This window comes from Leptospira perolatii (assembly GCF_002811875.1).
GTDB lineage: Bacteria > Spirochaetota > Leptospiria > Leptospirales > Leptospiraceae > Leptospira_B > Leptospira_B perolatii.
In genome coordinates, this window is sequence record NZ_NPDZ01000009.1 from 124,371 (window position 1) to 145,454 (window position 21,084).

General features: G+C 40.8%; 20 protein-coding genes. 14 read left to right on the top strand and 6 right to left on the bottom strand.

Translation table 11 applies throughout. From position 1 onward, the window contains the following. Nucleotides 1-192 precede the first annotated feature (192 nt). From CH373_RS14105 to CH373_RS14115, 3 genes are all read right to left on the bottom strand, one after another. Nucleotides 193-1,308, bottom strand: coding sequence for an adenylate/guanylate cyclase domain-containing protein (locus tag CH373_RS14105; protein ID WP_207761476.1), 1,116 nt, complete (start codon nt 1,306-1,308; stop codon nt 193-195). 185 nt (nt 1,309-1,493) lie between these two features. Then, on the bottom strand, nt 1,494-1,934 hold the full coding sequence (locus tag CH373_RS14110; protein WP_243393402.1) for a TOBE domain-containing protein: 441 nt from the start codon (nt 1,932-1,934) through the stop codon (nt 1,494-1,496). 74 nt (nt 1,935-2,008) lie between these two features. Continuing rightward, nucleotides 2,009-2,557: an acyl-CoA thioesterase gene (locus CH373_RS14115; RefSeq protein WP_165778842.1), complete on the bottom strand. Its 549-nt coding sequence runs from the start codon at nt 2,555-2,557 to the stop codon at nt 2,009-2,011. 243 nt (nt 2,558-2,800) lie between these two features. Here CH373_RS14115 and CH373_RS14120 point away from each other — a divergent pair, with 243 nt between their 5' ends. From CH373_RS14120 to CH373_RS18665, 4 genes are all read left to right on the top strand, one after another. After that, nucleotides 2,801-3,568 (top strand): NADase-type glycan-binding domain-containing protein, encoded by a 768-nt coding sequence (locus CH373_RS14120; protein WP_100714223.1) that lies wholly within the window; start codon nt 2,801-2,803, stop codon nt 3,566-3,568. A 302-nt stretch (nt 3,569-3,870) separates the two neighbouring features. Then, nucleotides 3,871-4,929, top strand: a complete 1,059-nt coding sequence (locus CH373_RS14125; protein ID WP_100714224.1) for a methyltransferase domain-containing protein — start codon at nt 3,871-3,873, stop codon at nt 4,927-4,929. 183 nt (nt 4,930-5,112) lie between these two features. Beyond that, entirely contained in the window at nt 5,113-6,585 is a 1,473-nt protein-coding gene (locus CH373_RS14130; RefSeq protein ID WP_100714225.1) for a sensor histidine kinase, read from the top strand. Nucleotides 6,586-6,926: 341 nt separating this feature from the next. Further along, nucleotides 6,927-7,214 carry a hypothetical protein gene (locus tag CH373_RS18665; RefSeq protein WP_100714226.1) on the top strand — a complete coding sequence of 96 codons (288 nt, stop codon included), beginning with the start codon at nt 6,927-6,929 and terminating at the stop codon, nt 7,212-7,214. Between the two features lie 92 nt (nt 7,215-7,306). On the opposite strand, the gene CH373_RS14140 is transcribed toward CH373_RS18665, so the two are convergent. After that, nucleotides 7,307-7,960, bottom strand: coding sequence for a TetR/AcrR family transcriptional regulator (locus CH373_RS14140; RefSeq protein ID WP_100714227.1), 654 nt, complete (start codon nt 7,958-7,960; stop codon nt 7,307-7,309). Between the two features lie 74 nt (nt 7,961-8,034). Between CH373_RS14140 and CH373_RS14145 the strand changes: the two genes are divergently transcribed. The 3 genes from CH373_RS14145 (at nt 8,035) to CH373_RS14155 (ending at nt 12,688) form a co-directional block, all read left to right on the top strand. Continuing rightward, a complete protein-coding gene (locus tag CH373_RS14145; RefSeq protein ID WP_100714228.1) occupies nt 8,035-8,946 on the top strand; it encodes an alpha/beta hydrolase in 912 nt (303 codons plus the stop codon). Nucleotides 8,947-9,226: 280 nt separating this feature from the next. Next, the gene (locus CH373_RS14150; protein WP_100734101.1) at nt 9,227-10,852 is read left to right on the top strand and encodes an FAD-binding dehydrogenase; all 1,626 of its coding nucleotides are present in this window, start codon (nt 9,227-9,229) and stop codon (nt 10,850-10,852) included. A gap of 102 nt (nt 10,853-10,954) precedes the next feature. Continuing rightward, on the top strand, nt 10,955-12,688 hold the full coding sequence (locus CH373_RS14155; protein ID WP_100715436.1) for a thiamine pyrophosphate-binding protein: 1,734 nt from the start codon (nt 10,955-10,957) through the stop codon (nt 12,686-12,688). On the opposite strand, the gene CH373_RS14160 is transcribed toward CH373_RS14155, so the two are convergent. Both CH373_RS14160 and CH373_RS14165 read right to left on the bottom strand, forming a co-directional pair. Then, entirely contained in the window at nt 12,685-13,875 is a 1,191-nt protein-coding gene (locus tag CH373_RS14160) for an NnrS family protein (protein ID WP_100715437.1), read from the bottom strand. The genes CH373_RS14155 and CH373_RS14160 overlap by 4 nt on opposite strands. 59 nt (nt 13,876-13,934) lie before the next feature. Further along, on the bottom strand, nt 13,935-14,567 hold the full coding sequence (locus CH373_RS14165) for a Crp/Fnr family transcriptional regulator (RefSeq protein WP_100715438.1): 633 nt from the start codon (nt 14,565-14,567) through the stop codon (nt 13,935-13,937). A gap of 216 nt (nt 14,568-14,783) precedes the next feature. On the opposite strand from CH373_RS14165, the gene CH373_RS14170 reads away from it, so the two are divergent. Genes CH373_RS14170 through CH373_RS14200 form a run of 7 tightly spaced genes read left to right on the top strand, consistent with a single transcriptional unit; the run spans nt 14,784 to nt 20,985 of the window. Next, nucleotides 14,784-15,248 carry a c-type cytochrome gene (locus tag CH373_RS14170; protein WP_100715439.1) on the top strand — a complete coding sequence of 155 codons (465 nt, stop codon included), beginning with the start codon at nt 14,784-14,786 and terminating at the stop codon, nt 15,246-15,248. Nucleotides 15,249-15,257: 9 nt separating this feature from the next. After that, on the top strand, nt 15,258-17,177 hold the full coding sequence (gene nosZ / locus CH373_RS14175) for a Sec-dependent nitrous-oxide reductase (RefSeq protein ID WP_100715440.1): 1,920 nt from the start codon (nt 15,258-15,260) through the stop codon (nt 17,175-17,177). A 10-nt stretch (nt 17,178-17,187) separates the two neighbouring features. Continuing rightward, nucleotides 17,188-17,799, top strand: a complete 612-nt coding sequence (locus CH373_RS14180; protein WP_100715441.1) for a hypothetical protein — start codon at nt 17,188-17,190, stop codon at nt 17,797-17,799. Continuing rightward, complete coding sequence (locus tag CH373_RS14185; RefSeq protein WP_100715442.1) at nt 17,786-18,208, top strand: nitrous oxide reductase accessory protein NosL; 423 nt, start codon at nt 17,786-17,788, stop codon at nt 18,206-18,208. Before CH373_RS14180 ends, CH373_RS14185 begins: the two co-directional genes overlap by 14 nt. A 4-nt stretch (nt 18,209-18,212) precedes the next feature. After that, nucleotides 18,213-19,490, top strand: coding sequence for a nitrous oxide reductase family maturation protein NosD (locus CH373_RS14190; RefSeq protein WP_100715443.1), 1,278 nt, complete (start codon nt 18,213-18,215; stop codon nt 19,488-19,490). Beyond that, nucleotides 19,487-20,203: an ABC transporter ATP-binding protein gene (locus CH373_RS14195; RefSeq protein ID WP_100715444.1), complete on the top strand. Its 717-nt coding sequence runs from the start codon at nt 19,487-19,489 to the stop codon at nt 20,201-20,203. The genes CH373_RS14190 and CH373_RS14195 overlap by 4 nt, the downstream gene beginning before the upstream one ends. Then, on the top strand, nt 20,200-20,985 hold the full coding sequence (locus CH373_RS14200) for an ABC transporter permease (RefSeq protein ID WP_100715445.1): 786 nt from the start codon (nt 20,200-20,202) through the stop codon (nt 20,983-20,985). Before CH373_RS14195 ends, CH373_RS14200 begins: the two co-directional genes overlap by 4 nt. Nucleotides 20,986-21,084 lie beyond the last annotated feature (99 nt).

Consider the following 21,084-nt stretch of genomic DNA (forward strand, 5'->3'; position numbering starts at 1 on the left):
TGGATCCTCCCTGATTGAAAAACCCGCCTTGTAAGAAAGGGCGGATTTTATTATCACTCAATGACTTGAGTGTATATAGTTTTTAAGAATCGGTCGTCCACCCGGACAACATTGGACACGAGAAAGCGAATTTTCCGTCGGCTGATTCGAGAGGATGATTTGTGAAAAAAGAGAATGGATTCAAAAATCAGATCAAGAATTCTTGATCCCGGTCAAAAGGTAGGTCTCGAGTTCCCCCTTTCCTTTCATGGAAATCTTTCCACGGAATTCAAAGTCAAAGGAATCATTTAGCTTCTCGTACACATCTTTGCTTACATTGATGCTTCCGCCTAGTCCGTGGGATTCCATTCGACTCGCAGTATTTACGCTATCTCCCCAGAGATCATAGGTGAATTTTCTTTGACCGATGATACCGGCGACCGCCGGGCCGGTGTGCATACCTATCCTTAATCGGATTCGATCTCCGTATTTGTTCCTCATAATCGTCTGCATCGAAAGTGCTAAATGAGCGATTTTTTTAAGGCTTTCTTCGTCCTCCGAAGGAATTCCTCCGGCGACCATATAAGCGTCTCCGATCGTTTTAATTTTTTCTAATCCGAATTTTTCCGATTCACGATCGAACTCGCTGAATATATCGTTCAAAAGATTTACGACTTGTTCCGGACTCATAGATTCTGCGAGTTCAGTAAAGCCCACGATGTCTGCGAATAGAATAGCCGCCTGATCGAATCGGTCTGCTATAAAGGTTTCTTTTCCCTTTAATCTTTCTGCGATCGATTTAGGTAAAATGTTCAGTAGTAGACCTTCTGATTTTGCTCTCTCCTGATCTAACTCTATTTCTGCACTCATGTAAGTATTATAAATATAGTAACTGAACCCTGTTACTAAAATTCCGAGTCCTACGTGCATTACCATTTTTGTAAAAGCCATTACTTCTTTTGGTGCGGCAAATTTATGGAAAGAATCATGGTCGATAAACCAGTACTCGATCGCAATAAACACCAAAAATGCAATTGCCACTAGGGTAAGGGTTGTTCTTTTTTCTTTCGGAGGTCCTATAAAATAGGTGAGTAGTGCAACCGTAAGCAAGTAAAGTTGGAAATCCATTTCTTTTCCTACTAGCAAGGACAGGGACGTAAGGAACAAAATGGAAATTGTTGCAAAGTATGCTCGAACGAAGGATAGTTTATTTTTGTAATTTAAGAAAAATACAAATAGCAAAAGAACTTCGTAGATAGCCCCGAGAAGCAGAATCGGTCCGTAGAATATCTCAATCGCTACGACCAGATTTAGGAACGCTGAAATCATTAACACCACCAAAGCCGAACTGTTAACGAGTATGATGTACTTCGTCTCCAGTGTCGATGTCTTTGGGGTCACACCCAAATGAGCGATTTTACTTAAGAATTTTTGTATCGATCGAAAAACTCCCATATTCATTCATATAGAGGAATTCAAGCGAAATACAACGATTAAACGAGAAATTCGGGAAATTAATCCAATGCTAAGATTACAGAAGATGCATTAAAAAAAGCGCAGACATCATTTCCGACGATCAGGTTCAGATCTTTCCTAGCTTCACTCGTAATGATCGAAGTCAGCTTATTTCCCCCGTTTACTTCAACCACTATTTCGTCGTTCACTGCTCCCTTTGAAATGGAGGAAACTTTTCCAATGAGGCGATTCTCCGAACTGATGGATTGCTCCAAATCTGTCGAAAGTAGCGCAAAGGAAGCTTTGATTAGAGCATACACATCACTTCCCGATTTTAGTCCTAGATTTATTACACTTTGGTTGGTAATCGTAGCTACAATTTCTTGATCACCTTTTAATAATATACTAATTGCTGAATTTACGGCTCCTTTCTGGATGCGTTTTACTTTCCCGTAAAATTGATTTCGCTCGATAGTTTTCATCGCCCAACTAGAGTGCAAAAGTAACTCTTCAATGTGTATCAGAAATTGCAAGTGAGATATAGACAGATGATTTTGCAGCGACCGACTAATTACTATTTACTGGTGGCAAATGTCCCGGATTTTTTAAGTCGCCTAGCATTGGTCCTGATTTCCTGACCTAATTGCAGAATAGACTTTAAATTTTCCGGCGGATCGGAAAGTGAATACTCCGCTGGAATCAACTGGAAGAATTGAGAAGAGGGGATCCTGACTCCTTTTCTATACCAGCTCGCTTGGACATAACCGATTGCTAAGAGTTTATTCTTTCTCATAAAAACCTGTTCGATCCAAAAATCATATTCATCCCACCATAGCACCTTAGTATGTAATTCCACTTGTTGAAACACAGAAATCGGCGCCTTATATTGAATGAATTGAGTGAGCACGATCGGTACCCAATTTTTTGCAAATATCTTCTTTAATACTCCTAGCCTCTGCATAAAATCGATCCTTCCAAGATCCATAAATGCAAAGTAGCGATCGTTTGTCATGATTCGAACATCTATATCGTTCGGTAATACGGGAATCCGCAGCAAGGCTCGATCGGAAAAGCGGATCGGTCTTTTCCAAAATCCGGAGATGATAATAAAAAATAGTCTCAATCGTAGTTTCATAAGTATATTAATAAATTATCAATGTTTCGAATCACGATTGAAATTTGGAAGATACGTGCAAACGAAATTTGCTGTAATTCAGGTATCAAATTGTTTAATCGATCGACAATCGGATGTTACGTGTTTGCATAAACGAAAGCTCGGAAAGCCTAAGATTTTTGTTATGCAAAAGATTATTGACGTTCTATCATTGATAAGTTACTTAAATTCTTCGTTTGAGGGGAGGTCCTCTTGAGAAAGATCCTTTTATTCATTTTCATTTTTCTATACTATTCGAACCAAGTGTTCGGACAAATGTACGAAGGAAGTCCTTGCACTAGTAAGCATAACCAAGTTCTAAAAAATCAGATCTTGGGCGGCCAAATTCAAAGACTTTATGGAGATGGAGCAGGGCATATTTTTCCGAGTAGCTACTATTTGTCTAAGGATTGGGCCACATCCATTTTGCTACCAACTTCCGGAATTCCGAAAGTACCCAAAGTAATGAATGAAGATAACATGGATTTATTCGTAGAAAGAGATGCCGCTACATGCAGATATTCTCCTTTTCATTTGAGAGACGGAGACACAAGCACAGCTTGGTCGGAAGGAGTAGAAGGTGACGGAATCGGAGAGTTTGTTCTCGCAAGGATCGATGTCCAGACTCCAATACAAATTTTTTCTGGCTACGGCAAATCCAAGGAATTGTATTTTGCCAATAATCGTCCCAAAGAAATCAATATTTACATTTTTGAGGCAGGAGAATATGGAGCCGCACAAATCGGTTCCGTATATGAAAATTTACAGCTGCGAGGAAAGAGCAAACAAACCCTGAAAGATACCTACGGTTACCAAGAATTAAAATTACCTAAAGTACCTTTGAAGGGCACAGCTCAGCCAGGAGTTGCAGAAACTGAAAAAGCTTTCTATACGTTCGTTGCAATTGAGATCGTATCGGTTTATAAAGGGTCAAAATATTCGGATACTTTAATTACGGAGATTAAGAACCAATCCAACTGAAAGGGGAAGGATTGGCTGGAGGCTTATCTTCTCACAGGTCCGAAAAATTCTTGATGGGATTTCTCAATCCATTTCTCTTTTAACAAATCATCCTGTCGAATCTGCCCTTTTTATGCGAAAGCTCTTATATATTATAATTTTGATTCTCACTGTGTCGTTGTTTGAATGTGGGCCTAGGAGAGAAGTATCTGTTGGAGTCCTACCAGGTACAGGCTTACTTTGCTGCGTTCCTGGACTGACTAAAAATATCATTTAATTACAGAAAGAGTCAGAATGCGTGAAAATGAAATCGGAGTGCATATATGTTTATAGGAAATGATCCTAGATCGGAATTGGAAATCGTAAAAGATTACTATGGAAAAACATTAAAATCGAATCTCGATCTTCAGACAAATGCATGCACAGTTTCCCAAAGCCCTCCCAAGTATTTGAAGGAAATCCTACAAAACATTCATGAAGAGGTGAAAGAAAAATTCTACGGATGCGGTTCTCCAATTCCGTACGATTTGGAAGGCAAAACAGTTTTAGATTTAGGGAGCGGTTCAGGAAGGGACTGTTTTGTTCTTTCGAAACTTGTAGGTGCAACCGGAAAAGTGATCGGAATTGACATGACGAAAGAACAGATCGAGGTCGCAAACAAATACAAAGAGTATCATTCAAAATTATTCGGATATTCTGAACTCAACATTAAATTCATAAACGGGTTCATTGAGGATTTGAGATCCTGCCAAGTTGGGGATTCTTCCATAGACATCGTGATTTCAAATTGCGTGATCAATCTTTCTCCCAGTAAGGAGAAAGTGTTTTCTGAAATTTTTAGGGTACTCAAACCGGGTGGTGAATTATTTTTTTCTGATATATTTTCGAACCGCAGGTTACCGAGAGAGATTTCTGAAGATTCTGTGCTTCTTGGCGAGTGCTTGGGTGGAGCAATGTATACTGAGGATTTTAGGAGACTTTTGAATCAGATCGGATGCAGCGATTTTAGAGTGCTTTCTAAGTCCAGAATCTTGGTCCAAAATCCAGAATTGGAGGAGAAAATCGGTAAGAATGAATTCTATGCGATGACGATTCGAGCTTTCAAATTAGATTTAGAGGATCGTTGCGAAGATTATGGTCAAACCGCGAAGTATCTCGGAACGATCGAACACTGCCCGAACGTGTTTGAATTAGACGACCACCACGCTTTTGAGAAAGGAAAATGGACTTCGGTTTGCGGAAACACTGCGATGATGCTCGAAGAAACCAGATATTCCAAACATTTCGAGGTTCTCGGGGAAAGGAAAGAGCATTTTGGTCTCTTTGATTGTACGGATACAGGGTCTGCAAATACTGAGAAGACGATATCCGGTTGTTGCTGACTTTTTCCTTTCGCAAGCGTTCTTTAATAGAAAGAAATTGACGTTATTCAGACTTTAAAATTGCAGTTTTCCATCGGAAAAAAATAATATTATAATTTAAGAATACTAAAAATTATATTTCCCTTTTTTAGATATTTTGCTTAGAATTCAGTACGCAAATCTATAAAATATTGAACCAACTGAATGAGTCAGCTCGAACTATCATTTGAAATTATAAACCAAGTGCTGGAAAAATGCGGGTTTTATGCCTGGGAATTTGACCAAAGTACCGAGACCGTATTTTGGTCACCTGGAATCCGGGGAATACTCGGATTGGACGAAACAAGAGCATCTGACAGTTTGGATACGATTAAGGAAAAAATCGTTCATCACCGAGACAAGGAAAAGTTTGAAAAGCTCCTGCAAGTGGGTGAAAGAGAGGGTATATTATTAAAGGAAGAAATTCGACTCCGAATGATTTCCGGCGAATTTGAGTATTTTGAAATACTTAGCCTCAAAGACAGAAAGATATCGGGCAGAGACACTAGGATCCTTGCCTGGATCATTAATATTAGTGGGCGCAAAAAATTATTGGAGGATGTTGCAAGACTCAACCAGCTTCTATCCAAATCCAAGCAGTTAGCTAATTTGATTTATTGGGAATATGATTTAGCTAGCGACAGCTTTCAATATTCCGATTTTAGATCCGAAGGTCTAGAAATGAACGAAGAGATCATGAGAGATATTTTTATCGGTCAAAGAGTTCATGTCTTAGAAGGATACAAGGAGCTTTTGGCGGTTACCGCGGACAGAGCATTCATACGAGGTATTCCTTACGATATCGAAATAGAAATCTTGGACGCCAAAAGACGTTCGAACTGGATTCGGTTAGTTGCCGAGCCTGTTTTGGACAATTTTAATACTACTATTGGTCAAAGGGGCTTGGTTCAGGACATTAGTATTCGGAAATACTTAGAACTCGAGCTTCGGACGTCGATAGATATACTCAGCGATCACAATCGGAGATTATTAAATTTTGCTCATATTGTTACTCACAATCTGAGGAACCACAGCGGAAATCTGAAGACCTTAAAAATGCTCATCAGTGTAGCTCAAGACGAAACCGAAAAGCAGGAATACTTGGAAAAGATTTTTCAAGTGATCGATCAGCTGCACGATACTATTTTCGATTTGTCTGAAGTAGTAAATATTAACGTTTCGCTAGATAAAAAGCAGCAGGATATAGTATTCGAAGAAATACTCCAAGGCACGATCCGTATCCTCCGTTCCGAAATAGAGGAGAAAAACCTGGAAATAGAATTCGATTTTTCTGAGGCCACTTACTCCAAATACGTGAAGTCTTACATGGAAAGTATTTTTCTGAACTTTATTTCAAACGCAATAAAGTATCGTGATCCGAATAAAGTACCATCTATTTTTATTAAAACTTTTCGAAAGGACAAGACTGTCGTTATTCGCTTTCAAGACAATGGGCGAGGTATCGATTTAAAAAAATGGGGAAAGGATTTATTCGGAATGTACATGACGTTCCACGGGAATAAAGACGCAAAGGGAATCGGCCTTTTTATCACTAAGAACCAAGTCGAATCCTTAGGAGGCCATATTGAAGTGCAGAGCGAAGTGGATAAAGGGTCTACCTTTGATGTATACCTCTAACTCAAGTAATAAGTTTTGATCTTATCACTTGTTGTACTCATCGAATCCGGAATCAGAAGTGAATGTGAATAGATTCATATTACTTAATGGAGATTGGATAGTATTCGAAGCACAGTTTCAAAATTCATAAATTTCCTTTTTGAAGTTTCTCGTAGTGACTTAAGTTCCAGATACGTCAGATAAAATACTTTTCCAAACTGGAAAAATCAAAATCAATTTCTCAAAATTCAGCAACTAAATATTTAAATACAAGCACCGTGTAAGATTCCATTCCTTCAAGGTGCTAAAACATAGCTCTAGTGTGCAGTACGAAACTAGGCGAGTGGTCGGATCGGAACGCTATGAATTATCAGGATGTCAGAATTTGGTCTAAAATAGACGGCGTTTTAATTAGAATTTTGGAGATAGAGGATTTCTTGATCGATTGTTGCTTTAAAAGGATTCGCTTGATTAAAATTACGACTTTCGATCATGAGTTATTAGAGGGTTGTTTTGAGACATGTATACTAGGTATCGACGAGTGCGAGGAATCTAAATTGGATAGAAAACTTTCTATCATCGAATTGAATGGAAAGAGGAGTGCTGTTTTTTTTGCGGATATTAAGAAAATTGAAATTATAAGGAATTAACGGTCGTTTAATCTCAAAAAATTTTCCTTAGATTTAAAATCAAACTTTAGTTGTTAAACCTGCCAAACCGCGAAAATTCGAGTTACGAGTCATTAGATACGCTTTATTTTTCCGTAAACTTCTAGTCCGAATATGATAACATTTAAGCCGGTTGTAAATTCTCGCTCGGGATTGCTTTCCCTGGCGGCATTTGCGATTTCGATCAAGCGAGGGTATTTCTCCTTTGGTAGAGATTGAAATCTGGAAATTACTTTCTTCATGTTTTCTTTCTTGGAGATCGAGAAAGGGCCTGCAAGTTCTGCCTGCGCAATTCCAGTGGCAAAACCGGAAACGGTTCTAAAGGAAACCAGCAAATCTCCGCCGGTAAGACCTCCTCTATAAAGTGCGTCCAAAAGTGCTTCGGTCGGATCCAACATCGCCGGCGCAAAACTTCTTCGAGTCAATATTAAGGGAATTACATGAGGATGAATTCTAGCGGCTTTCCACATCGCGAGAGCTATGTCTCTGACATCTTGTTTCCAATCCGCTCCAGGTCTAGGAGACCATTTAACTTCGCTCATCACCGCTTCGACTAACATCGATTCGAGTTCGGCACGATCGGAAACGTAGTTGTAGATTGTCATAGCGCCTGTTCCTACTGATGCAGCCAAATTCCGCATTGAAAGCGCTTCTAGTCCCTTTTTGTCCACCAGGGATAAGGCGGCTTTTTGCAATTGCTCTCGTGAAAATTTAGGATTTCTGGGCATTTTTTTCTTGATATACGTACATTGTACGTATATCAACCTCTTTAAACGTACTGCGTACGTATTTAGGGGATTGTATGACCACTAAGACAAGCTTTTTTTCTGGTGATAGTTATTGTGCCGCATGGCTGACTCTTCCTGAAGTCTCGGATATTCATAGTAAAAAGGGCGATCGCTTCCCCGCGATTATCCTGGTGCACGGGGGAGGGGCTACTCACGATATGATGCTCGAACAGTATGAAAGAAAATTTTCCGAGGCAGGAGTTGCAGTGCTCTCGTTTGATTTTCGTCATTTAGGAGACTCGGGTGGAACTCCAAGACAACTTCTAAGTATTCCCAGGTATTTGGAGGATATAGATTCAGCGATCCGGTTTTTGAAGTCGCATCCTAAAATTGATTCATCGCAAATCGCTCTTTGGGGAACATCCTTTGGAGCAAGTCACGTGATCGTATCTGCGGCCAGACATCCTGAGATCGCTGCGACAATCGTTCAATGTCCGGTACTCAAAGGAAGTTCACCTGCACTAAAATCCGGTTTTAGAAATTTGCTTCGATTAACCTTTCCGATTCTTTCAGATCTACTGAGGTCCTTTCTAAAATTACCTAGGCTTTATGTGCCGATGGTAGGTAGACCCGGAGAGCTAGCTTTCGTGACGGTTCCGGGAGCTCTTGAGGGTTGGCACTCGGTTATGCCTGAGCGTTATCATTTTGACAACAGAGTGACCGCAGGCTCCGGAATTTGGGTCCTATTATACAACGCCTCTAGGAGTGCAAAAAAGATCCAATGCCCATTACTAGTTTGCGTAAGCGATCATGAAACTTTGATGGACCCATCAATCGCGGTCAAAGTGGGCAAAGACGCCAAGAGAGGAAAAGTGATCCACTATCCCGCGGATCATTTTGAAGTGTACCATCCTCCTGTTTTTCCAAAAATGATTCAGGACCAGATTTCATTTTTGAAGGAGCACCTTCGAACAAATGTGATTTGATCGAAACCCGCAAGGGATCGAAGCGATATCCTGCGCTGCATCTTCGTTTAATAAATAATATTAATCGATTTAATTTGGTAGGATGCGGCGCAGATACAAGCGGAGAGCCCGGCCCGCCTAGCGGGTGCGGCAAACATTCCATTCCTTCCTTAGCTAACTTAAAATCGTTCTAAAGAAAGATTGATAAATATTAATTAAATATAAAGCTTTTATCGCCCAATAATTTGATTTGGATCAAGTAGTTACCTTGATTTGGCTGCTATACTACTTTTCCGGTATTATGCAGCAGACAAAAAAAGAGAAATATTTTTCAGACGTGGCGATAATCGGCGGGGGTCTTGCTGGTATTGTTGCCGCTCTCGATTTGCTAGATGCGGATCGGAACGTAATCATTATAGATCGAGATTCCAGGGAAAGATTTGGCGGACTCGCCAAACTCTCCTTTGGTGGAATTTTTATGGTGAATACGCCTGTTCAGCGTAGGAATGGAATAAAAGACAACACAAGTCTTGCGTTTTCGGATTGGAATTCGACCGCCGAATTCGGCTCTAAGGACTTGCTTCCAAAAGCGTGGGCGGAAGCTTATGTGCACAATTCTCTAAATGATATCTATTATTATTTAACCAAACATTCGGTTGGCTTTTTTCCTGTTGTTCATTGGGTGGAAAGAGGCCTGCACCAGCCCGGCAATAGTGTCCCGAGATTTCATATGGTTTGGGGAACCGGTCACAGTCTGATTGAGACTTTAGCCCAAAAACTCTTGCATCATAAAAATCTAAATCGTCTTGGAATCGTATTCGATGCGAGAGTAAAAAGTCTTACTCGAACCAACGGAAGGATAGATGGCTGCATTGCGCAGGAAACAAAGACCGGACGAGAATTGATTTTCAAAGCTGACCATGTAGTGATCGCCTCTGGAGGAATCGCCGGTAACCTAATGCAGGTTAGGAAGCACTGGCCAAAGCATTTAGGTCAAACTCCAGAAACATTACTCAACGGATCTCATCCCTTTGCGATGGGGGACTTGCATGCTCAAGCCCAAAAATTCGGAGCTCAGGTAACTCACCTGGATAAAATGTGGAACTATGCAGCGGGCGTTCACCATCCGAATCCAAAAATGGAAAATCACGGATTGAGTCTAGTTCCTCCAAAGTCGGCGCTTTGGTTGGATTCGAATGGAGAAAGAATCGGACCTCAGCCTTTGGTGACCGGATTTGATACAAGATTTCTTGTAGAACAAGTCTGTAAACAGAAGGAAAAATATTCGTGGCAAGTGATGAATTGGAAAATCGCGGTCAAGGAACTAGCGGTATCCGGTTCAGAATTCAATGATGAGATACGTAATAAAAATCTAATAGGATTCTTAAAGACTGTCTGGTTTGGAAACGAAGGACTGGTAAAATTACTCACAAATGAATGTGTCGATTTCGTAATCGCAAATTCTGTCGGAGAACTGGCAGAAAAAATGAATCAACTCGCCGGTCGAAATTCAGTGCGACCTGAAGTCTTGGAAAAAACAATTCGGGCTTACGATGATCGGATAGATCGAGGAAAGAGTTTTAGAAACGATGATCAGTTGAGAAGGATCGCTCAACTCCGAGAATATCGAGGAGACAGAGTAAGAACTTGCAATTTTCAAAAGATTCTGGATCCGAAAGCGAAACCGCTTATCGCGATTCGAGAATTCATTTTGACTCGTAAATCCATGGGTGGGTTACAAACCGATTTGCGTTCCAGAGTGCTGGATACAAAGGGGAAGGTAATACCAGGACTTTATGCAGTAGGGGAAGCAGCCGGATTTGGCGGGGGAGGAATCCATGGAAAGGGCGCCTTGGAAGGTACCTTTCTAGGCGGGTGTGTTTTGACCTCTAGGTTTGCCGTTAGATCTATTTTAGAAAATTTATAAATTATAAAATATAGATGAGCTAAAGTAGAATTGAGCAAATATTTGAATTTATTTTTCATAAATTAAAAAGTTAGCAAATTTAACAATAGGGAAGAAATCGATATGAAACGGTCTGGCGCATCTCTTGCTGTATTTGCTTTGGAGCAAATCGGAGTGAAATATACTTTCGGAATTCCCGGAGTTCACAATACGGAGCTTTATGACGAATTAAATAATTCAAAAAGCATTACTCCAGTTTTAGTCACTCACGAATGCGGTGCTGCCTTCATGGCGGATGCAGTTAGCAGGTCGTCTGATTCGATCGGTACTCTGGTAATTGTACCAGCAGCGGGTACAACCCATGCGCTAAGCGGTATCGGAGAAGCCTTTTTAGACGGTATTCCTATGCTGATCATTTCTGGAGGTGTTCGTACAGATTCTGGAAAAAAATACCAACTCCACCAACTGGACCAGATGCTTCTGTTAAAAGGCATTACAAAAAAAGCATATTACGTTAAAGAGCACAGAGAGATTATTCCAACGATCTACGAGGCCTACAAGACGGCGACAACCGACGAATGTGGTCCAGTTTTCATAGAAATACCGGTTAACATTCAGTTATTTCAAGGCACTGTGGATTCTCTTCCTAAATTTCAGCCCGAAACAAGAAAAGCTGAAATCGATAAGAAATCTATTTCAAGAGCTTGCACATTGCTGAGTGAATCTAAATCACCAGGAATTTTCGTAGGGTGGGGCGCACGGGAAGCGACAGATGAGTTAATTAGAATATCCGAATTATTGAATGCTCCGGTTGCGACTACTTTGCAAGGTCTAAGCGTCTTTCCTGCAAATCATCCGAATCATGTAGGTATGGGATTTGGAGCTTATTCGGTTCCTGCAGGAGAGGCTGCGTTTTCCGACTGCGACTGTTTGCTCGCCATCGGAACTAGATTTTCTGAAATTCCTACAGGAAGTTTCAGCATGAAGGTTCCGAAGAATTTGATTCATGTCGATATACAACCGGAAGTATTTTCCAAAAACTATCCCGCAACAGAAGCGATCGAAGGAGATGCAAAAGCGGTTTTAGAGAAGTTGATCGCCGAATTGGAAAAAGACAAAAGCCTTCCTAAAAAGAAGGATTCGGTCGGGAATCTGATTCGAGATAAAAAAGAGAATTATTCCAGAGAATGGAAATCGCATAACGTACCGGACAGAATCAATCCGTATCTATTCTTTCGTGGGCTTCGGGCTCAGATGCAAGAGAGCGATACCTTGATTGTGGATGACGGGAACCACACTTTTTTGGCGGCGGAGTTGTATCCCGTTTATTATCCAAAGACCTTTTTTTCTCCTACGGATTTTAACAGTATGGGTTACTGCGTTCCGGCTGCGATCGGAGCGAAAATGGCAGCTCCGAAAAAGAAAGTAGCAGGAGTCGTCGGAGACGGTGCATTTTTGATGACGGGACTAGAATTGATCACTGCCACCGTACATTCGTTAGGTGTGGTTCTATTCGTTTTTTATGATGGAGAGCTCTCACAGATTTCCCAAGGTCAGGAAATCCCTTATAGTAGGAAAACGTGCACGATTCTGGGAGAGTTGAAGCTGGAAGGAATTGCAACAGCCACAGGCGCCGCTTACTTTTCCTTGAATTCAAACGATTCTATCGAAAAGACGATACGAGAAGCGTTTCAGCTTGCAGAGACTGGTCGTCCGGTCATCGTAGATGTAAAAATTGATTACTCAAAGAGAACTCGATTTACGCAAGGTGTAGTGAAAGCAAATCTTGGAAGATTTCCCCTAGGAGAAAAATTCCGCTTTATCGGGCGAGCACTTTTGAGAAAAATTACCGGTTAGTTTCTGGGTTCCGATCTAAAATCTACTCTTGGTTGTATTAGAATATTCGTATATTGCATCAAAAATAGAGCGAATGAGAGTATCCAAAATATAGCCGAGAGCAGATAACCTTCTCTATTCAGATTTATTAAGGGAAAGAATACCCTTGCGAGTACCGCTAAATTGATCGAAATATATCCGACTATGATAAGTTTTGAAGCTCGAATCGGTCTACCTGTATGGCCTAGAGAGACTCTAGTGATCATTCCATAAATAAATACTCCGATCCCTCCTGTTGTAAAAATATGCAAAGCCGAAGAAACCTGCATAATTTCTAAATGGGAAAATCCGTAAGCAAAGAAGCCCAGAACCAACCAAAAATAACTGAGGTGTAAAATCCAAAGTATAGGTATTGATCTAGATTTCCAGGGTTCCCACATTTTCCAACGAACCAAATTTGCAATTCCGAACAGGATCGAAAAGGAAGCCGCGAGCGGCTTGATGTCTGGGGTCCAGTAAAGTAAACTTTCTATAAATAAGAAAAGAAATCCGAGGTACTGAATCGTATTTTCGAGAGCTTGTACTTTGTTGGGATTCGAATTGGGAACCGCGACGGAAGTGAAAAAGGGAAGAATTCTACCGGCGATTATGATTACAAAGATTAGAACTAAAAAAATCGATAAATGGACAAAATGTAAACTCCAGAAAACCGGAAGCACATTTAGAAAAGAAATAGCGGTCAACACGTGAAGTAGAAAAAAAATGAAGTAGGTAATTGCAATGATCCGGTTGCGTTCTTGGCCTTCTTTGAATAAAGCTGGAATCAAATGGTAGAGAACCATTAGATCGCAAAACATATCAAGAACGATCGCTACGGTACCAATATATCCGAAAGATAGAAAACCAACTCTTCCTACTAGCCAAAGCAGAAACATAAAAAATAACTGTTTTTCTTTGATCAGTACTGTCTTTGTCCAGTACTGGCCCGCAGTGAACAGAAACCCGATGATGGTTGCCCTTGCGAATCCAAAAACCATTTCGTAAGAGTGTATTTGAACTCCTCCCACTGAAAACGGAGAAGTAAATCCAAACAGTAGAATCAATATCCAGAGTAAGATCGATGCTACTGCATGTATCGCCGAAGCTAAGAAGAAAGGACGAAACGCCATAGACCAAAGATGTGGAAGAAAACGCCGAAATAATATCATATCGCTCACGTTACGCGAATTCTGCGCATTTGTCTTTGATCCGAATCAACAATAGGGATTCAGATTTTATTCAAAAACTTTAATAATCCTTCTCGATCCAATATTTTGATCTGTCCAGGTTTAGGATCAATAATTTGGAGGTCTTTTAATTGCCTCAACGCGCGTGACAAGGTTTCGGGTCTGAGGAATAGCATCGATGCGATTTGAATTTGGTTTAAAGGAGGATAATTGTCTGGAAGGTGATACAAAAAGTGCGCGACCCTTTGTTGCGCCTCCATCGTTAATCCTCGGCTTATAGTCATATTTAATATTTGAATTTTCTGGTACAGTGACTGGATCAATAGATGACAAATTGAAATATTATTTTCGATTTTTTGCTTAAACATACCCATTGGCATTCGCAGAATCGTAGAATCCGCGAAAAATCGTCCTGAAGCAGGGTATTGTATCCCATTCAAAAATGCCAGCTCGGCTATCAAGGAATAAGGCAGAAAGAAGTTTAACGTTACTTCACTTGAGTTAGAATCGTATTTAAAAATCTGTAATCCACCTTCTATCAAAAGGTCCAGAGATTCAGGCTCGTCACCTTGGTGAAAAAGAAATTCCCCTTTTTTATACTGTAGTTTTTTGCCTTCAGAGAAAATGTTTTCCATTTTCTCGTTTGTGATTTCATCGAAGATCTTCAAGCTCATTTTCCCCTCCGTTTTATTATAAGACCTTTTTTCTCGAGTGCTCATCCTAGTTGCATATATTTTTGAGAATCATGGGTTTGATAATTATCAGCGGAGGATTCTTGCAAAACTTGATTCAAATCAAGGCGACAAGACCTTAAATGAGATTTGATTTTATAGAAAGAGCAATGGTCTGCAAAGAACAGCTCATCGCAGGATTTAAGGAGTAGCAGAGTCATGAATCGAAAGTCAGTGGATGTCTTTTTACATAGGAGATTAAAGGAATTCTTTGTATTAGTTTTTCTTTTATCAACCACCCTTCTTTTCTGCGGAAAGGAAAAAGAAGGCCAAGCAGAATCGACTACAAGCGAAAACAAAGGGATCGGCCCTATTAGTTCGGTTACTATCGGACCGATAGACGGTGCCTCAGCGGAAAGAGGAAAGAAACAGTTCGAAATGAAGTGCAGTGCTTGTCACAAATTCGAAGAGAAAGTGGTAGGCCCAGCATTAAAGGGAGTCACCGAAAGGAGAACTCCAGAATGGATAATGAATATGATTCTGAATCCTGTAGAGATGACCCAAAAGGATCCGATTGCAAAGGAACTCCTCGCGGAACATCTCACACAGATGACTTTTCAGAACGTCCAAGAATCGGAGGCTAGGGACATACTAGAGTACTTTAGAAAAACAGATAAAAGGTAATTAACAAATATGAATATAAGAATATTTAAATTAACCAGCATATTCGTTTTAGCCGCGGCCGTTTTAGTAGCTTCTTGTAAAGGGGGAGCTTCCACAGCGACCTTGGCTTCGGATTCCGCAAAGAAAGTTTACGTAGCACCGGGGGAAAAGGACGAGGTCTACGCGTTCTTGTCGGGAGGATTTAGCGGGCAGATGTCCGTCTACGGAATCCCTTCTGCAAGGTTGTTCAAGATTATTCCGGTTTTTTCAGTGTTTCCAGAAAATGGATACGGATACGACGAAGAAACTAAGAATATGTTAAGAACTACTCGAGGATTTATTCCTTGGGATGACAGTCACCACGTCGAAACATCTATGACCGACGGTAAACAAGATGGTCGGTGGGTTTTCTTAAACGCAAATAACACTCCTAGGATTGCTAGGATTGATTTGAGTTACATGGAAACCAAAGAAATCATAGAGATTCCAAACAGCGCAGGAAATCACGCGTCACCCTTTGCTACAGAAAACACTGAGTATCTGATGGCGGCGACAAGGTTCTCCATTCCGATTCCTCAGCGTAGTGTTCCTGTGGAAAATTTTTCGAAAGGAGAATTTCAAGGAACGATCACTATGGTGAAGGTCGATCCAAAAACCGGAAGACTCTCTATCGAGCTTCAAGTTTTAGTTCCAGGTTTCGACTACGATCTTTCTCGTTGCGGAAAAGGCAAGTCTCACGACTGGTGTTTCTTCACTTCTTACAACTCTGAACAAGCGTATAAGATGTTAGAAGTAGGAGCTTCCAAAAACGATAAGGACTATATCTTGGCATTCAACTGGGTTCGCGCAAAAGAATGTCTAGACCAAGGAAAGGCGAGCAACTACAGCGGAGAATACTACAGAAATTACCTTCCTGAGAATAAACCTGTAGTTTCCGAAAAACTCAGCGGAGTCAAGATGCTCCTTCCTAAAAATTGCTCTGGCATGATGTACTATATGCCAACTCCGAAGAGTCCGCACGGAACTGACGTGGATCCTACCGGTGAATATATAGTCGGCGGAGGAAAGTTAGCATCAGTAATTCCAGTTCACTCGTTCTCCAAATTGAAAGATGTAAAGGACAAGCCTGAACATAGAACGGGAGAAATACAGGGAATTCCTATACTCAAATATGAGTCAACCTTAGCTGGTGAAGTTCAAAAACCTTGCTTGGGTCCTCTGCACACAGAGTTTGACGGAAAGGGATACGCTTACACTTCTTGCTTCGTAAGTTCAGAGGTAGTAAAATGGGACATTGAAAAAAGGGAAGTGGTTCAACACTTGCCTGCCTATTATAGCGTTGGTCACTTGACAATCGTGGGAGGAAGTTCCAAGGAACCTTACGGTAAATACTTGATCGCTCTGAACAAGATTACTAAAGATCGTTACCTACCTGTGGGAATGGAATTGCCACAAAGTGCGCAGCTCTACGATATCTCCGGCGGAAAGGCAGAATTACTTTCAGACTTCCCGACTGTAGGTGAACCTCACTACTCACAGATGTTCCCTGCAAAATTGTTAATGGACAAGGCTGCAAAGATCTATCCATTAGAAGAAAATAAACATCCTTACGCGGTTAAGAGCGAGAAAGAAGCTAGGATCGTCAGAGAAGGTAATGTAGTTCGCGTGTATATGGCTCAAATCAGATCCCACTTCAAACCGGATACGATTGAAGTCAGAAGAGGTGATACTGTCTACTTCCACGTGACCAACTTGGAACAAGACTACGATATTCCTCACGGATTTGCGGTAGGTGGAGCTCCTGAAATGCCCAACCTGCTCATTATGCCAGGTCAAACAAGGACCTTCAAATGGCAGGCAAGTCAACCAGGCGTCTATCCTTTCTACTGCACGGATTTCTGCTCTGCGCTTCACCAAGAAATGCAGCAGTACATAAGAGTGACTCCATAAGGCAATAGAAATGCAGAAACTTCTCCTTCAAAGACTGAAATCAGGAAATCGGTACCTGGTACTAGGAATCGCTTGTATTCTGATTTCGGTCTTCTTTTTACCCATATGGCAGATTTCTCTAGCTGCACCCCAATATCCTGAGGGATTAGGGATGCAGATCTGGATTCATCAAGTCAAAGGTTCAACCCCATATGATTTACAAAATATTAATTTGCTAAATCATTATATTGGAATGCACGAGATAGTGTCGGAGTCTATTCCGGAACTTTTGTTTATGCCTTACGTTCTTGGATATATGATTCTCGGCGCTTTCGTGACCCTTTTGCTTCCGAGAGTATATATGATCGCACTTGGAGTAATCAACTTCGTGATTCTCGGGATTGCGGGCTTGGCGGATTTTTGGAGATGGGAATACAATTACGGACACAATTTGAATCCCGAAGCCCCAATCATAGTGCCAGGAATGGCATACCAGCCTCCATTACTAGGATGCAAAGAAATGCTGAACATAACTGCATGCAGCTATCCGAATTACGGCGGTTGGATTCTTCTGATCTGTCTAGCTACACTGTTTGTGATACTTTGGTCCGAGAGGAAGAGAGTCCAAAATGAGGCTTTGTAAACTAATGCTAATCTTCTCTTTGATCGTGCTTCAGCAAATGGGCTGCACAAAAAATGAGCCTGTTACACCCGAACTTGGTCATGAAAAATGCGCTCATTGCGTCATGGCAATTACTGATCCTAAGTTTCATGCCCAGATTCTAACTCAAAAAGGCCGGAGAGTATACTTTGATTCCTTGGAATGCCTTCGGTCTTATTTAAAGGAAAATCAGATTTCGCTTCATCTGGGTTGGGTTGCTCTCTTCGATATTCCCGGAAAAATGGTGAGTGTCCAAGAGGCAACTTATGTTCAATCTGAGGAAATTCGGTCTCCCATGGGAGGAGGATTAGCGGCCTTTTCCGATCTGCAAAATGCAAGGTCTTTCCTAGAAAAACATAAGGGAAAGATAATAGAGAATATATTAGAATAATCGGATGAATACTCGGAGAAGATTCACAGGTAAATATTTTCGCTCTCTTGTTCGAATCTTGCTCAGTCTATGCTTGCTCCCGCTGATCAGTTTTTCACTCTCTTCCAGAGAGATCCAAGTCTGTAGAGATTGCAAGATCAATTCGGTCAAAGCTGCGGTCGCGACAGCCCAAAACGGGGATTCTATTCTGATTCAATCAGGAATTTATAAGGAAGGAAGTATTCCGATCGAAAGGAGAATTTCTATCCAGGGCTCATCGGATACTTTGGTAGACGGGCAAAAAATCGGGCACGTGTTCGATGTAAAATCGGACGGTGTTAGAATCCGAGGCGTAAAGATCGTCGGAAGTGGAATTTCAGACACGACTGAGTATGCCGGGATACATGCAGAAAATGTAAAGGACTGCAAATTTGAAGGGAATTCTTTCGAAGACACGGCATACGCGATTTATTTGGCAAACGTGGACGGATGTCTGGTCTCTCAAAACGAAACAACCGGAAACGCAAAAAACGAAGTATCAGGCGGGAACGGAGTCCATCTTTGGTCCTCAAAGAACGTGCAGATTTTGGAAAATAAAATCCAGAAGCATAGAGATGGAATTTACTTAGAGTTTTCCAGTAATTTGAAAATTGAAGATAATACTTCGAAGGATAATATTCGATACGGAATGCATTTTATGTTTTCCTCCGACAACGATTTTAGAAGAAACGAATTCTCCGGAAATTCTGCCGGCGTTGCGGTTATGTATAGCAAGAATATTCTGGTAGAAAGTAATATTTTCCGAAACAATTGGGGCGATAGCTCCTATGGACTTTTATTAAAGGAAATCTCGGAGAGTATTTTCACAAAGAATCAACTGGTCGAAAATACAGTCGCAATTTTTTCGGATGGATGTAATCGAAATTATTTTACACATAATAAAATTGAAAACAATGGTTGGGGAATTCGTTTATTAGGAAACAGTGATTCGAATATTTTTGCGAAAAATGATTTTGCGAATAATGTTTTCGATATTAGCACGAATGCGAAAAGAACCTCGAATCAGTTTCTAGAAAACTTTTGGGACCGTTACAGCGGATATGATCTGAACCGAGATGCGTTCGGGGACATTCCTTTCCGTCCTGTGCATTTTTTTGGGTACTGGGTAACTGAGTATCCGTTTCTCATGATACTCTACGAATCTCCCGTTGTCTTGTTCTTACAAGGATTGGAAAAAGCATTTCCGATTGTGATTCCAGTGGATTTTGAAGATAAAAAACCTTCCATGAAGGAAAATATATGATTACAGTGAATGATCTTGAAGTTGTATTCGGAAAATCTAAAGTGCTCCGAAATGTTTCTTTTGGTGCAGAGGCTGGAAATATTATCGCGGTAATCGGGCCAAATGGATCTGGAAAGAGCACTTTGCTCAAAAGCATACTCGGTCTAGTAAAGCCTTCTCACGGAAACATTCAGGTCGGAAAATCGAAGGAAGGCGAAAAAGCTAGCCTTTCGCAGATTGGGTACATGCCTCAGACGCCATCCTTTCCGAAGAATTTGGCAGTTTCAGAGCTGGTGGATTTCTTTAGAAAGTTGGAAACATTTGAAGAGGAAGTTTTTCACTATCTGTTTGAGATTCTAGGATTAAAGTTTGATAATGATAAGAAATTCGGTTCTCTCTCTGGAGGAACTAAACAAAAAGTGAATATACTCCAGTGCTTTTCTGTGAGAAAACCGGTGTATATAGTAGACGAGCCAACTGCAAGTTTGGATCCGTACGTCTCTCACATCTTAAAGGAAGTTTTACTAAAGAAAAAAAAGGAAGGCGCGCTGCTTCTTTTTGCGACTCATATTTTAAGCGACGTCGAGGAAGTATCGGATCGTTTTCTGTTGCTTTCGGAAGGATCTTTGTTGATCGATGACACTCCCCGTAAATTTTTAGAAAAAGGGAAATTTCCGAACCTTCAATCTTCCTTGATGGAATTTTGGAATCAGGAATACGAGAAACACAGATGAAGGAAATCCTACTTTTTGAAATTAGGGAAAACATTCGAAACAAGTGGATTTTTGTATTTTCCGGATTCTTGGCGATCAGCGTAGGTTTGTTGAACTATTTCGGGGACGAAAGCGGGACTCGCTTCATCACTAGTCTAATGAATTTAATTCTATTGATCGTACCTTTGTTTGCGATCACCTTTGCGGGATTATCTTTTTTGGAATCTTTTCCGTTTGCGGAAGTGCTTTTGTCTAAATCAGTTACTAGATCCCAGTATTTTTTGGGGAAATATCTAGGTATCTCTCTCTCGTTGTCTCTTGGATTAATTGCTGGGATCGGAGTTCCAGGGATATTTACCTTTTATTCGGATGCCGCATCTGCACTTTTGTTTTTGGAACTGATTTTCTTTGGAATTGTACTGATTCTGATTTTTGTTTCCCTTGCTTTTTTGCTCAGCTCCTACTTTAAAAAAGGAGAATTGATCATCTCCGGCGCGTTGTTGATCTGGCTCTATTTCTTTATCTTCTTCGATGCTCTAGTGTTCGTGCTCAGTTTGTATTTGGGGGAATATCCCATAGAAATTCCGATTTTATTTATAGTATTGATGAATCCGATCGATTTGGTCCGGATTACCTTGATCCTTCAGACAAAAGCATCTGTTCTTTTAGGATTTTCCGGCGCGTTCCTGATTAAAACATTGGGAATCATTCCCGTAGTCATACTTTGCATTCTTTTCTTGTTCGCTTGGATTGCCGGGCCTTTATTTCTTTCTTATCGCCAGTTCATGAAAAAGAACTTCTGACAATTGTAAATTCTTTGGATGTGCCACTAATTCAATTTTCGTTTCAGTTAGATTGATCCAGGTCATTGCAATTTCTCCTATACCGGTGCTATGTTTCAG

Bases quoted from the DNA above. Each gene is read 5' to 3' on its own strand.
- CH373_RS14105 (WP_207761476.1), bottom strand. From the start codon at position 1,308: ATGATTTCAGCGTTCCTAAATCTGGTCGTAGCGATTGAGATATTCTAC.
- CH373_RS14125 (WP_100714224.1), top strand. From the start codon at position 3,871: ATGTTTATAGGAAATGATCCTAGATCGGAATTGGAAATCGTAAAAGAT.
- CH373_RS14130 (WP_100714225.1), top strand. From the start codon at position 5,113: ATGAGTCAGCTCGAACTATCATTTGAAATTATAAACCAAGTGCTGGAA.
- CH373_RS18665 (WP_100714226.1), top strand. From the start codon at position 6,927: ATGAATTATCAGGATGTCAGAATTTGGTCTAAAATAGACGGCGTTTTA.
- CH373_RS14140 (WP_100714227.1), bottom strand. From the start codon at position 7,960: ATGCCCAGAAATCCTAAATTTTCACGAGAGCAATTGCAAAAAGCCGCC.
- CH373_RS14145 (WP_100714228.1), top strand. From the start codon at position 8,035: ATGACCACTAAGACAAGCTTTTTTTCTGGTGATAGTTATTGTGCCGCA.
- CH373_RS14150 (WP_100734101.1), top strand. From the start codon at position 9,227: ATGCAGCAGACAAAAAAAGAGAAATATTTTTCAGACGTGGCGATAATC.
- CH373_RS14155 (WP_100715436.1), top strand. From the start codon at position 10,955: ATGAAACGGTCTGGCGCATCTCTTGCTGTATTTGCTTTGGAGCAAATC.
- CH373_RS14160 (WP_100715437.1), bottom strand. From the start codon at position 13,875: ATGATATTATTTCGGCGTTTTCTTCCACATCTTTGGTCTATGGCGTTT.
- CH373_RS14165 (WP_100715438.1), bottom strand. From the start codon at position 14,567: ATGAGCTTGAAGATCTTCGATGAAATCACAAACGAGAAAATGGAAAAC.
- CH373_RS14170 (WP_100715439.1), top strand. From the start codon at position 14,784: ATGAATCGAAAGTCAGTGGATGTCTTTTTACATAGGAGATTAAAGGAA.
- nosZ (WP_100715440.1), top strand. From the start codon at position 15,258: ATGAATATAAGAATATTTAAATTAACCAGCATATTCGTTTTAGCCGCG.
- CH373_RS14180 (WP_100715441.1), top strand. From the start codon at position 17,188: ATGCAGAAACTTCTCCTTCAAAGACTGAAATCAGGAAATCGGTACCTG.
- CH373_RS14185 (WP_100715442.1), top strand. From the start codon at position 17,786: ATGAGGCTTTGTAAACTAATGCTAATCTTCTCTTTGATCGTGCTTCAG.
- CH373_RS14190 (WP_100715443.1), top strand. From the start codon at position 18,213: ATGAATACTCGGAGAAGATTCACAGGTAAATATTTTCGCTCTCTTGTT.
- CH373_RS14195 (WP_100715444.1), top strand. From the start codon at position 19,487: ATGATTACAGTGAATGATCTTGAAGTTGTATTCGGAAAATCTAAAGTG.
- CH373_RS14200 (WP_100715445.1), top strand. From the start codon at position 20,200: ATGAAGGAAATCCTACTTTTTGAAATTAGGGAAAACATTCGAAACAAG.